13 protein-coding genes are annotated in these 12836 nt (G+C 62.7%); 2 read left to right on the plus strand and 11 right to left on the minus strand.

Going from position 1 to position 12836, the window contains the following annotated elements; translation table 11 throughout:
- Positions 1-296: 296 nt before the first annotated feature.
- Complete coding sequence (locus GO499_RS09355) at positions 297-512, plus strand: hypothetical protein (RefSeq protein ID WP_161861948.1); 216 nt, start codon at positions 297-299, stop codon at positions 510-512.
- A gap of 128 nt (positions 513-640) precedes the next feature.
- Entirely contained in the window at positions 641-1429 is a 789-nt protein-coding gene (locus GO499_RS09360; protein ID WP_284154954.1) for a Crp/Fnr family transcriptional regulator, read from the plus strand.
- Here the strand turns inward: GO499_RS09360 and GO499_RS09365 are convergent.
- The 11 genes from GO499_RS09365 to GO499_RS09410 form a co-directional block, all read right to left on the minus strand.
- Positions 1411-2001 (minus strand): class I SAM-dependent DNA methyltransferase, encoded by a 591-nt coding sequence (locus GO499_RS09365; RefSeq protein ID WP_161861949.1) that lies wholly within the window; start codon positions 1999-2001, stop codon positions 1411-1413. The genes GO499_RS09360 and GO499_RS09365 overlap by 19 nt on opposite strands.
- Complete coding sequence (locus GO499_RS09370; protein ID WP_161861950.1) at positions 1998-2720, minus strand: PIG-L deacetylase family protein; 723 nt, start codon at positions 2718-2720, stop codon at positions 1998-2000. Before GO499_RS09370 ends, GO499_RS09365 begins: the two co-directional genes overlap by 4 nt.
- Positions 2717-3808, minus strand: coding sequence for an acyl-CoA dehydrogenase family protein (locus GO499_RS09375; protein WP_161861951.1), 1092 nt, complete (start codon positions 3806-3808; stop codon positions 2717-2719). The genes GO499_RS09370 and GO499_RS09375 overlap by 4 nt, the downstream gene beginning before the upstream one ends.
- A complete protein-coding gene (locus GO499_RS09380) occupies positions 3805-4842 on the minus strand; it encodes a glycosyltransferase family 2 protein (RefSeq protein ID WP_161861952.1) in 1038 nt (345 codons plus the stop codon). Before GO499_RS09380 ends, GO499_RS09375 begins: the two co-directional genes overlap by 4 nt.
- On the minus strand, positions 4839-6890 hold the full coding sequence (locus GO499_RS09385; RefSeq protein WP_161861953.1) for a catalase: 2052 nt from the start codon (positions 6888-6890) through the stop codon (positions 4839-4841). The genes GO499_RS09380 and GO499_RS09385 overlap by 4 nt, the downstream gene beginning before the upstream one ends.
- A gap of 18 nt (positions 6891-6908) precedes the next feature.
- Positions 6909-7949 carry a glycosyltransferase family 4 protein gene (locus GO499_RS09390; RefSeq protein ID WP_161861954.1) on the minus strand — a complete coding sequence of 347 codons (1041 nt, stop codon included), beginning with the start codon at positions 7947-7949 and terminating at the stop codon, positions 6909-6911.
- Complete coding sequence (locus GO499_RS09395) at positions 7946-8857, minus strand: glycosyltransferase family 2 protein (protein WP_161861955.1); 912 nt, start codon at positions 8855-8857, stop codon at positions 7946-7948. Before GO499_RS09395 ends, GO499_RS09390 begins: the two co-directional genes overlap by 4 nt.
- An 11-nt stretch (positions 8858-8868) precedes the next feature.
- Positions 8869-10317, minus strand: a complete 1449-nt coding sequence (locus GO499_RS09400; RefSeq protein ID WP_161861956.1) for a glycosyltransferase family 2 protein — start codon at positions 10315-10317, stop codon at positions 8869-8871.
- Positions 10318-10483: 166 nt separating this feature from the next.
- Complete coding sequence (locus tag GO499_RS19890) at positions 10484-10669, minus strand: NAD-binding protein (RefSeq protein ID WP_431309890.1); 186 nt, start codon at positions 10667-10669, stop codon at positions 10484-10486.
- A gap of 33 nt (positions 10670-10702) precedes the next feature.
- On the minus strand, positions 10703-11383 hold the full coding sequence (locus GO499_RS09405; RefSeq protein WP_284154955.1) for a cation:proton antiporter domain-containing protein: 681 nt from the start codon (positions 11381-11383) through the stop codon (positions 10703-10705).
- 189 nt (positions 11384-11572) lie between these two features.
- Entirely contained in the window at positions 11573-12829 is a 1257-nt protein-coding gene (locus tag GO499_RS09410) for a DUF5996 family protein (RefSeq protein WP_161861957.1), read from the minus strand.
- Positions 12830-12836: the final 7 nt, after the last annotated feature.

The following is a 12836-nucleotide window of genomic DNA, read 5'->3' on the forward strand; positions in this document are numbered from 1 at the left end:
GCATTGGCAGATGAAGACGTTGCGATTGTTTGGCGCGCTCATGAAGCGGATCACATCGCACAGCCACCAACCATCGGTAGCGGTATTTTCCACTTCCCCTAGACCGGGCACCCAACGTGTCGGCGACACAGCATTGCGCAAGGCGTGTCCGAGATCAGGCGGGTTCTGAAGGATAGCGACAAACGCATTGTCGAGACGGTCCCAAGCGAGGGCTATCGCCTGGTTCCTCCCGCCGGTGCGCGCGAACTGCGGCAAGGCTGCTCGCGGCGCTGGCCGTCAGCTAATTGGTGGGCGTCGTGGGCGCGGCTTTTCGGTTCGCAGAGAGCGGCCCGGAGGATGCACCCGACATCGCGGTTTTTCCGTTCGAGGATTTCCGCACGGCCGCCAACAGAGGAATTCTCAGCGACGCAGTGAGTGAGAGTATCTTCACCGCGCTCGCCCGCTTTCCGCAACTGATCGATGCTGAGAGCGAGGCGCGTATCGGGACGGACGAGATCGACGTCCCTCTGTAGGCCACATGGCAGGAACTTTGCGCCGACATCGGCGTTTAAAATGTGGTGAGCCAGCCAAAGGTTAGCGCCTGACTATCCCCAACAGTTGGTTCCCGGATTGGAATCAACAGAAATTCAGGAGCTAATGGATGAAGGACGAACTGGTTGGCGGGTCAGGACGTTCGGTCGCAAGTACTGATTTGGAAATGACTGAAAGCGCCTTGGCGGAGCGGGGCCGACGCGGGCTCGTGAGGCGATTGGAGCCGGAATTGTGGGGAATGCTACAAGCGGCGTGCTCCGAAACAAGGCATCTTGGTGCACGAGAACTTCTTTCCGAGGCCGGCGACGATCTCGACACGAGTGCTCTTCTGCTCGACGGGCTGATGGCCCGCTATGTCAGGGGAGCATCCGGGGGCGAGACGCAGCGCGCGATTGTTTCCATCAGTGTTCCCGGGGATTTCGTTGACCTGCACGGCCTACCGCTGAAACGGCTGGACCACGATATCGGCGCGCTGACAGATGTGCGGGTGGCCTTGTTCCCCCATGCGGCGTTGAACCGGATAATCGACCGTTCCGCTAGGTACGCACGGCAGTTGTGGCGGTTAACGATGATCGACGCCGCAATTCACCGGCATTGGATATTTCGGGAAAGCCGGTTACGGGCGTTGGCGGCGGTGGCGGACTTCGTAAGCGAGATGGATCTGCGCCTAAGGGAAGCCGGAGAGGTCGAGGGTGACCGAATTCCCCTACCGCTCCTGCAGTCCGACCTCGCCGAGATCGCGGGATTGTCCACCGTCCATGTCAGTCGCGTGTGCAGGGACCTTCGCGAGGGCGGAACCTGCACGATCCGGGACGGACATGCCGAGATCCACGACAGAGCGCGGCTTCATCGCCTGGCGCACTTCGATCCCTCTTATCTTTACACCCCTGACGACTGATCTTGGCCGCAGTCGAAAACCGCTGCAATCCACGACGTCGCGGCGTCGCGGCGGATGTCGTGGTACGGGCGGGCCGCTGCAAGCTCGGTGAGCAAGCGAGTTTCGACCTCGCGTGCGGTGAGCGTCGTTTCGGTCGGGCCCAGGTAACCCGCTACGAGGCAGGATCCGCCGGGTGCAAGGCTGCGACTGACCAAGCGGATCGCCTTATCCAACTCGACGGGGGAAAGATAATAGAGCACTTCCGACAGGACGATCAGGTCCCATTTACCCGTCGGCCACCCCTCGGGCACTCGGCTCACTTCAAACCGAGCGCCCGGAATGCCCCGAGCGCGGGCCAACTTTATTGCTGTCGGAGCGAAATCAAGGCCGAGTAGGTTGTCGCAACGGCGTGCGATAGCTTGGCTCATTACCCCTATGGAACAGCCGATCTCCAAGCCGTGGGCGAACCGGCGCGATGGAAGGAGGGCCAGGCAACGGGCGTATTTCTCCGCCTCGTAAGGGCTAGTCTCATAGTCCCAGGGATCGCCTTTCTCGCGATAAAGCCTGTCGAAGGAGGCGGCGTCGCGGGTCATGCCGGAATGAAGATCTCATCTGCCGCTACGAAATGGGCGGCGAGGTCGAGCGGCATTCGAAAGCCTTCCGGGTCGTCGTCGATTAGGCCAGTCATCTGAGAGGCATGAGCGGCGACCGCGCACGCTTTGAGAGCGCGGTATGAGGTGGTCTGAAAACGTCTGAGGCCAGCACTGGATACCCCTGCCAGAGGCGGTTGTACCCTGCCCCAGACCGGGCAACCGAACATACCACAGCCCAGCCCATTCGCGATCCGACGGGCGAGCCGCCAGACGCGCTGGTGGTCGACATGTGGATCTCCGTTCCAAGTTGTCCAAATCGCGGTTACGTGCAAAAGAAGGTCGGCCAACCGTGCCTCAACCTCGACAAAGGTTTCGGGATCGTCAGGTGCGCCCTGATCGGGGTAGCCCAGCCAGATCGGTGTCTCTCGCCCTGCGGTGAGGAGACCGACCGCCTTCTCGACCTCGGATTTTCTCAAGGCGGAGAGGGCGGCGGCAGGATAAGCTTTCGACTTTGGATGCGACTTCGCTCCGTCCGTGACGATGGCGACGTGTACACGGTGACCGGCAGCGGAGGCTGCAGCGATGGCCCCGCCCATGGCGAGCGACTCGTCGTCCGGGTGGGGAGCCAGGACCAGCACCGCGCCGGGGCCTGTCAGTTCTGCGAGCTGGGCAGAGGGCGCGCACTCTGCCTGTGCGATTATTTCGGTAAAGGCCATCATTCTGACCAGATCTCGCCTATGGCGGCCTCCGCGGCCAGTAGGGTCTCACCCACCTGCCGCAATTTGCCATCGAGATCAGCCTGTCGCAGAAAAAAGCCAAGGTCGCGGCGGATCAGTTCGACCCGATGTCCCTTGGCGAAGGATCTGGTACCGAGGGCACGGTCGGCAAGCGCGATACCTTCTAGGCAGGCCAATTCCACTTCCTCGCGCACAGCAAGGCTGAGCGCTACGGCATCGGGCCCCGCGCCCGGCGTCTCTATACGGACGGCGGCATCATCAACCATCAATCGGGCGCGGTGGGCAAGGCTGGCGATCCGGGCAATGCGGTGCAGCTGAGCCTCACCCGGTGTATCCGCCGCGCTGACGGCTCGACGGACTTCTTCTGCCAAGGCCTCCAGCCCGCCGGTCTGCACGGCGGCATAGCGCCAGACGCCGCCCTGGAAATGTGGTTCTCGCAGGTAGTCGCCCGCCGCCCCAAGAACCTCTGCCGTGACGCCGCTGAAATCATAGGAACCCGAGGCGGTGGCCCGCATGCCGGAAGTGTCCCACGCGGTGGCATCAGCGCGCTCTGGGTTTCGAACCTCCGCAATGGCGAGGCGAAGGCCGTCAAAAGCTGTCGCCGTGACCACAGCGTAACTGACCGAGCCGATTCCAGAAGCAAAACGCTTGCCTCCAGCAAGTCGGACACGACCGTCGAGTTCAGCGTCGATACGCACCGGCTGGTCACCGTCGGCCCCCCAGACGCCGTAGATTGCCCCATGCCGTGCGGCAGCGGAGTGGCGCTCCACTTGCGCCGGGGTGCCATAAAGATGCAGAAGTTTAAGCGCATTCATATGCCCTTCCGCCAAACGCCCGACAGACAGGCTGGCGCGGCCGATGCGGCGCAGCAACGTGGCGTGCTCCTGCGCCTCCGCTGGAGTGGCAGCGGACGTGCACAGGCGATCCAAGATACCAGACGACGCGAGACGGTGCATATCGCCTGACAGGTCGCGGTGGCCGGCATCGGCCTCCACTACTCCGGCTGCAACAGCCTTGAGGGCACCGGCTTCGGTCAGCGACCGTGTCTCTCTTGCGGGCGCATTTGTCATGCTGTCAGCCTTTCCGTGTCGAACTGCGCTGCCGAAACCGCCGAAGCCAGCAAAGGCATTTCGCGTTCCACATCCGACAGCCGCATTCGGATGGGCTCCAGTCCGCTTAATTGCGCGTCGATCTCAGCCACTTGCGGAGCATCGGGGCCAAACTGCGCAACACGATCCCGTCGCTCCTGCCGAAGCCGCAAGCGCAGGACTGTTCTAGCGGCAGGTTCTAGCGCGCTGTCCGCCAGCGGATCGCGGTCGGCGATGCGTCTCGCCAGCGCTTCGGCCATGCCGCCGGGTGCACGCCCATCCAGCCGGCAAGAGGTTGACACCCGCGCCGCCGGGCTGTGCCGCACTCGCCAGCCGCGGTCCTCTGCCGCTTCGGCAAACGCTCGATCCTCGCAGCTCGGCAGAGCCGGAATACCGCCGGTATCGGCATAGAGTGGCATCCGGAAAGCAAGGCTGGCGCCGGATGCTCCAAGTCCACAAGGGGCGGGGTCGTGTGTGAGAGGATAGATCAGCGCGCGGAGCGCGAGGGTAAGCGCAATATACTCGCCCTCAGCCGCGCCGCGCTGCGAGATGATCGGTGGCAATCGTGTGAATTCTCGGGCATCGGGGATCACAGATCCGCAGATCAGGTCGGCATGCTTCAGCTCTGCCAGGTTTGCGTCCAGCCAGTTGGGAAAGACCCGGCTGTCCGCGTCGGTAGTCAGCACCACGCCTTGGCGGGTGAGCCGGCGCGCTGCGGCGGCGACTGCCTGCCGCCGCACCGCTCCGACACCCTCCGGAGGGGTTTCTGCCAAATCCAGCAGAAGCCCGGCCGTGCCCGTCGCCGTGAACCATTCGCCCGCATAAGAAAAGGTCGCGTCGTCCGAGCCATTGACGACCAGAACTATCCCGCCCCGCCCCCGCAGGGCGGTGCGCACCGCTTGGAGGCAGTGCACGATCCGCTCCGCCTCGTTGCGGGCCGGAATGGTGATCGCAGCAGGCCACGGCGTATCATTGCCAAAGGCAAGGCAGCGCCTGGCAAAGGGCCGTCGGATCATGCCGCCCGATCCCAGAAGCGCAGGTCCTTGCAGGCCGCGATGAAGTCCTCCGGCGCACCTTCGAGCACGAAAACGCCGTCATCGGGCTCGTCTGGCACCGCGGACGACCAGAAAGCGGATTTCGCTTCGGCCGTCAGGGCAATGAACTTCTTGTGCGCAAAAGCGTCGGCCAAGAAACTGCGTGCCCCATGCATGCCCGCCAACTTCGCCGCGCCGTCCTCGGACGCCAGGATTGCCACCGCGTCGAAAAGGACAGACGGTGCACCGTCCAGCTTTTCGTCCGCCTCGATGGTCTTGCCACGAGCCGTCGTAATACCGCCGACTTTTTCGGCCACGACCGTCACCTGGGCGCCCGCAGCTTCGGCTGCCGATTTCAGCGCGTCGAAGGCTCCGCCGTCGATGCCATCGGTGAGAAGCACACCCAATTTGCGGCCGGCAAAGGTTTCGGGCGGGTTGGCGAGGATGCTGAGCGCGGGGGACACCTCGGTCTCTATCACCTCGCGCGCAGGCTCGGCGGGGGCAGGCATTTCAGGCAAGCCCAACCCTTCGGCAACCATCTGGGCCAGATCCTCGTCGACGACGATCAGGTGGCCGACCATTCGCTTGCGGATTGCAAGTCGCTCGACCTTGGAAAGTTCAAAGATGAAGGCGTCTGCGATGTGCCCCTTCTCGATATCCGTCTGGCTGAGGTAGAACTGACGCGCCTGACTGTAATGGTCAGCGAAGGTTTCCGAACGAACACGTTGCTTAGTCCCCGCCTCTTCGGCCGGGTAGGATGTGAAACCGCGCTCGGGGTCCTCGCGCGGGCCCTCGCCAAAGCTGTTCGGCTCGTAGTTCACGCGGCCCTTCGGGTTGTGCATCGCCATGTGCCCGTCCTGCTGCAGGTGTGCGAATGGGCATTTCGGGGCATTTATCGGAATGTGGTTGAAGTTGGGGCTGCCGAGGCGCTTGAGCTGTGTGTCAAGGTAGGAGAAGTTCCGCCCTTGCAGGAGGGGGTCGTTGGAATGGTCGATCCCGGGGACGATGTTGCCCGTCTGGAAGGCGACCTGCTCGGTTTCGGCAAAGAAGTTGTCGACCATGCGATTCAGCGTCATCGTTCCAACGATGCGCACCGGAACAAGTTCCTCTGGGATGATCTTGGTTGCATCCAGCACATCGAAATCGAAGCTTTCGGCGAAATCATCATCGAAGACCTGAAGACCGAGATCCCACTGAGGATTATTGCCTCTCCCAATTGCATCCCAAAGGTCGCGGCGGTGGAAGTCGGGATCTGCGCCGTTGATCTTGACCGCCTCATCCCAAAGAACTGACTGCATACCCTGTTTCGGCTTCCAGTGAAATTTCACGAAGGTGGATTTTCCCTCGGCATTTACCAGCCGGAAGGTATGCACGCCGAAGCCTTCCATGAAGCGGAACGAGCGCGGGATGGTCCGATCGGACATGATCCACATCGCCATATGGATCGATTCTGGCATCAGCGAAATGAAGTCCCAGAAATTGTCATGGGCCGTCTGCGCCTGCGGAAAGCCGCGGTCGGGCTCCTGCTTGGCGGCGTGGATCAGGTCGGGGAACTTGATTGCATCCTGAATGAAAAACACGGGGATGTTGTTGCCGACGAGGTCCCAGTTGCCTTCCTTGGTGTAGAACTTCACTGCGAACCCGCGAACGTCGCGAGCCAGATCCGGTGAACCCTTGTTGCCGGCAACGGTGGAAAAGCGCACGAAGACGTCGGTCTTCTCGCCCACCTCGGTTAGTATGCTGGCCCGGGTAAGGTCGCTGAGATCCTCGGTCAGCTCGAAAGTACCGTGGGCGCCGTAACCTCGGGCGTGCACGACACGCTCGGGGATGCGTTCGTGGTCGAAGTGAAACATTTTCTCGCGGAAGACCTGATCTTCAAGCAGGTGCGGGCCGCGCTCTCCCACCTTTAGCGTGTTCTGATCGTCCGAGATCGGCATGCCGACCTGCGTCGTCATCGTCTCATAATTGTCTTCGGCAACTTGGTGAGTCTCGCCGGCATTGCCTTTGCGGGTGTTGCTGTCATCTTTCATGGTGATCCCTTTCGGTTTTCAGTCTTGCATTGCTTGGGTTCGGGGTTGGTTGGCCGTGGTGGAACGCAGTAGAGCCGCCCATTGACCGGCCACGTGGGACAGCCGGAACTCTGGCCGCGCGGTAGCAAGCGGACGCAGGCCGATGACGTCACGCCAATCGGCGATCCGGGCCGCGATGGACTCGGGATCGCCGGTGTCGATGCACTGGCCTCGATCAGAGGCGACCTCGTCGTTCGCGCCAAGTCCCCGGTGCAGTAACGCCGGGCAGCCGACGGCATTGGCCTCGGCAATCACCAGCCCGAATGTCTCGGCAAAGTGGTCCTGTGGGTAGAACAGGCAGAGCGCCCGGCGCATCCAGCCGATCAAACCGCGCTGGTCGAGGCGCCCGAGAGGGATCACACCGCTCGGCACCGGTCCCGTCGGCCAGCAGAGGTAACCCGGGTCCGCCACGGCGAGGCGCAGAGACGGCATGCGATCCTTCAACACGTTGAACCGACGAAACACCTGAGCAAGCCCTTTGTGCGGCGAGGAAGCGAAGAGCAGCAGGTCAGGATCACGGGGCGTGTTGTCCGGGACAAGATCGTCAGCGATAGGGTTGTGGATGTAGTTAATGGCGGGCGCATCGGAGCCGAGAAAGCCCCGCAGCCATTCCGCTTGGGCAGCAGACACACACACCACCTCCACTCCGGCGCGGCGAAGCCCTGGAGCCAGAGCCCGGTTGTGACGACCGGGAAATACGTGCTGCCAAACCACGACCCTCGAACCGGGGTTCAGCCGCGCCAGCTTTTGCGCGACCTTCCACGAATTGACCACGACGATGACTTCAGGCGCTTCCGGAAGTGGGCGCTTGATGTCAAACTGCCCATAATGGACGCCTCCGAAGATAGCTTCTGGCCCCTGACGCGCGGTTTGGCGCACGGTGACGCGGGTATGGGGGGCTAGGCTTCCAGCGATGCGTGCCAGAGTTGCCTCGGTACCGCCAAGCCCTCTCAAATGCCCCGGCAACGCGCTGTAGGCACGGGGCGCGAGTGTATCGACGAAGGTGATTCCGCCGCTCACGCCACCCTCCCCTCGAGCCGGGCCATCCGGCTGAGCGCACTGCGGTCGCAGAGAGACGGGTCGGTGCAGGAGCGGATACTGACGCCGGACAGATCAATCGGCACCGGATCGACCTCACGCGTTGCGAACCAGCGGCCCACCGCGTCCCAGACCCGCTGGCGATCCGCGACACGCAGCGGGCTGTCATAATCGGTCGCCCCTGACTGGGTAAGGCTGTCCGGGGTCTCGATCTTTGTCAGCAGAATCTCGGGAATGACCCAAAGCACCTCACCCGCCATGATAAGCCGGTTTCGGAACTCCCTGTCCTCCTCGATGCAGTCCGAGAACCCGCCCAGCCGTTCAAAGACCGAGCGATGGAAAAGGCCGGAATTTACGTGCGTCCAGTCCCCTGGCACCCCGGCGGCCATCTGCAGGTTGGGGAAGAAGTCGTCAACGAGGCTCAGGGTGCGGCGGATCTCGACCCTTTCACCATCGGGCAGGATCAATTCGTGATGGGTCAGAACGCCGCCCACTTGAATGGTGGTTTCAGGCTCGCGACCCGCAAGACGCCAATTGAGGCACGGATGCGCGCCAATGGTTTCGTTCCCGATCACACGCGCCTGCCGCGTGACCTTGTCGCGGTGCGGGATATCGTCGGAATCATGGAAAGTGATCGCGTCCGCCGTACTCAGCGCGATGCCTACATTCTTAGCCTGCGCGGTGCCGACATTCTCGGCGAGACTGACACCAACAAAGCGCGGATGCTTTGCGTAGCGCGCGATTATTGACCCGGTTTCGTCGCGCGATCCATCGTCAACAACCATGACCGTGGTTTGAGGATGCGACTGGCCCAGCGCTGCATCGATGGCCTGAGGCAGAATGTGGGCGCGATTATAGGTCGGAATGACGATCGTCACGCTCGGTATCATTTGGGCTCTCCTCATGCAGGGTAAAGGGCGGTGCGGTAGGCAACCAGGCGTCGCCGTGTGGCAAGTGTCAGCGGATAAGGCAGGGCGATAAGGACGGCGCCGAGGGTGCCAGCGGCCGGCATTTGCGGGACGATCAGCAGAGCGGTGCCGGCAAGAGCGAGTGCAGGCAGCATAAGTCCGACAGCATCCGTGGCCTGGTTCACATCCTTGGAAGTCCGCTGGAAACTGCCGGACCGGCCGAGAAGCGCGTCCACTGTCCCAAGCGCCGAAGGTAGGATCATCGCAACCCGCGCCGTCAGAGCTACGTGCAGTGCCTTCAGTGGCGGGCGACCGCTGATGACCATTCCAACGACCATGGGCAGGCAGACTGACAAGTAGACCAAGACCAAGCCGATACCAGACAGTGTCACCAGATGGCGGCTAGCCTCCTCCTGATGGCTCAGAGCAAGCGCGACTCCGCCGCCGATCAGCCCGGCGGCACAGGGGAGTGCTAGGTTCGCCCAAGCAGTGAGCTGCGCGAAAACCTGGAGCGTCGCACGGGCCGGAAGGCCGTCCAGATTACCGCAGACCGTGTCCGTGTTGCCCGCAGCCCAACGGTACCGCTGCAGGCTGAGACCGCCAAGGTCGAGAGGCAGCAAGCCGCGTCCAACGATCCGGTCCACGAACCGCCCGCGATAGCCCATTTGACAAAGGCGCAAACCAAGCTCCGCATCCTCGGTGATGGTCCGACCGCTCCAGCCGCCGGCGGCTTCGAGCGCGTTTCGACTGATTACGCTGAGCGTACCGGTCAACAGCATCGCGCCCGCCAAGTCCGCATGCCGAGCGTGGCGCAGGAAATAGTCCGCCAATTCAAGTGACAACCCCTGCGCCGCCCCCCCGTCGCCGCGGTAGGCCTGCGGGAACTGGACGAAGTCCGCATTGTCGCGTCGAAGTTCGTGCTCCGCAATGGCGAGGAAATCCGGCGCAACCTCATAGTCGGCATCTACAACGACGACATGGGTCACCGCAGGAGCGGTCCGTGCAAGTGCGATATTGAGCGCTCCAGCTTTAGCCCCAGTGACGCCCTCTTCATGATAGAACCGAAATTTTGGGCCGAGCGCGTCGCAGAGCGCCGCAATCGGGCGCCAGAGGACCGGATCGGAGGTGTTGTTGTCGAGCACGATGACCTCAAACTCCGGGGCGCCAACCTGCGACGCGAGGGCCCGCAGCGTCCGCTCTACAACAGCGGGTGGCTCATCATGGGTCGCCACGTGGACCGAGAACTGCAGCCGACGCCGCACAGCCAGCGACGGCACGACGGAGTGACTAGCTCTGAGGCCTAGTCCAGCATGGAGGTTGATCGCCCCTAGTATGGCCTGAATCACCGCGGCAAGTGCGATCGCCGGTATTGCAAAGGCGGGCAGCAGGACGGCCAGCGCTGTCATTGCGATGAATACGCCTCGGCCATCGGGTCTTAACATGGGTAGCTTCCTTACCTGACAAGTCGCTCTCCGGACTGCATGTCAGGAGAACCACGAGCTCGAGTCTTTGGTTCCCGCAACATTTGTTATCCCGCGCGACCATTTCGGCGCGCCCAACGCCTCCGGAACAGTCAACGCAGAACGCCAGCTGAACCCGCCGTTCGTGCTATGCGACGCGCGAAAAGACGAAACTGTGGATACGGGGACTGCGGTGGGGAGGCTTTAATTTTGAGCCGACAGTGGCAGTGTCCTCCCGGATGCGGTCCGGGTTGTTTTCGATGACCGAAATCCGCGCGCCCCGCGCCAGCAGTATTTGCAGGGCCGTCTGACCAAACCGCCCAAAGCCGATCATCAGGACCTGCCCGTGCAAGCCGTTTGGCGGCGATCAGGATGAGTGCCGTGAACGCATGAACAGGATCACGACAGTCGAGAAGATCGCATTTTCGCGCGCATCGATGACGTCTACCGCCACCGCCGCCGTGTAGAGCGCGAAGGCAAACTCGCCGCCCTGCGCGAAAATGTAGGTGCGGCGCAAGGCGGGCAGATTGGCCCCGTCGAAGGTCCGTGCCGTGGCATAGATAGCCATCGCCTTGACCAGCACATAGACCACCAGCACGAGTACGATCAAGAGATCCTCGAATTGCAGGATCGAGACGGACTTCTGACTTTCATGGCTTGCGATCTCGCCGCCCTCCAGCAAGGTCGACATGATGATGGAGGTGGAGGACAGCACGAAACGGCCGCGGCGATGGCGGCCGTCAGCGGCGGCAGACTGAACACCACCACGCCCGCCAGCGTTGGTAAGGCAATCGCAAGGCTCACCTGCACCAGCCCCAGTCCGAAGATCTGCCCCCCGCATCGCCCAGAGCTTCCGCGTTCGCAATGCCAGCCCGATGACGAACAGGAACATCACTACACCAAGCTCGGCCAAAAGCAGGATCGTGTCAGGGTCGGTAAACAGACCCAACACCGATGGCCCGACCAGAGGCCCGGCAGCGAAATACTCCAGCAAAGACCCCTGCCCCAGCCGCTGGAAGAGCGGCGCAGCAATCACCGCGTCCCCCATCAACGCGACCGCCGGGTCAATAACGAGCCCATAACGCTCTGAGGCCGTTGGCTCTTCCTTCTATAATTGCGTCGTGGGCGGGCCGTATCGCCGGGCGTCGTTTCCATTGTGCTGCCTGCCGCCGGAGCAATTCGGCAGCGGGCGATGGTAGCTCTGGTCCCGGCGGTTTCCGCCGATTGCCAAGGGTCGTCAGGTCTTGGGCTGGCGCAACACGTCGTGCCATTCCGGATGGCGGTCGAACTGCGCCTTCGCAAATGGACAAAGCGGTATGAGGATGACGCTGTCCCGCCGCGCATCCTCGACCGCTTGGCGCACGAGCCGTTCTCCCACCTTGCGTCCCCGCAAGGCGGCGGGTACTTCGGTGTGGTCGATGATGATCTGGCTTTTGCCGACGCGGCTGTAAGTCATCTCGGCCTCGACGCCATCGACGACAAGCTTGTATCGCCCCTTCGAGGGCCCGTCTTCCTGCTCGACCGTGCCATCCGCAATCGAGGCCGCAAGCGTCGGTGCGGCTGTCGGCGCGCGCACTTGGCGCGGTTGCCCCTGCGCACATTCCAGAAGATCGCGGTCCCATTTGCCGAGGTCGGCGGCGGCCTCATAGGTGGAGGTAAGGAAAGCCATCAAAGCCTCGTCGGGATCGGCCGCAGCCTGCACGGCATCGTAGGGCAGCATGAACTCCGACAGATCCTCATGCCAAAACGCGGCCTCGGGCCGGACCGTCGCGGCACGATATGCCGCCGGGGTCGGGTAGGCGTAGGCATAGAAGGCAGGATAGTCGATACCGTTCCCCCCCGGCCAAAACCCCGCCGAAGAGACTTCGCGGTCATAGGCTTCCTGCGCCACGTTGTCTGGCAGCGACGGGATCCCGGCAGGGTGGAGAGGCGCGCGCCGCCCCGAAAAACGGGTCACGGCGAGATCAAGCGCGCCCCAGAAGAGGTGAACGGGGCTGGCCTTGCCCAGGAACCCGGTGCGGAACCTGTTCATGACCCTGTCCATTGCCACCAGCGCCTGATGGTATCGCTGCACAGCATCCCGGTCATAGGGGCGGTCGCGATGATCCTCGCTGAACGGGACGGGGTGCGGTACCTCGTTCGGGGTGTCGTTGAAGGTCGGTGTGCCACCGAGATCGGCAATCATTCGCACGAAGCTCGTGCGAAACTCTGCAACCGTCGACGGTCCCAGCGCGAACCTCGCTTCGCGGCCGTTTCCGCAGCTGCCGATGATCTTATGTTCGCGGAAATCGAACCTGATCTCCATGCCCGCACCATCGGGGATGGGCGAGGAGGTCAGCCCGGTCGGCGTGACATAAAAGGTCGCGTTCCAAGAGTGGTTGAGCCAGGGCGTATGTGCCAGCCGGTACTTTCCGACGATCTGCAGATATAGGTGCAGGGCGGAACAAGTCTCGCGCCATCCGAGGTAGTCCAGTCGGGGCCAATCGGTGCTCATTTCGGCT

This window comes from Algicella marina, from assembly GCF_009931615.1.
Classification (GTDB): Bacteria; Pseudomonadota; Alphaproteobacteria; order Rhodobacterales; family Rhodobacteraceae; genus Algicella; species Algicella marina.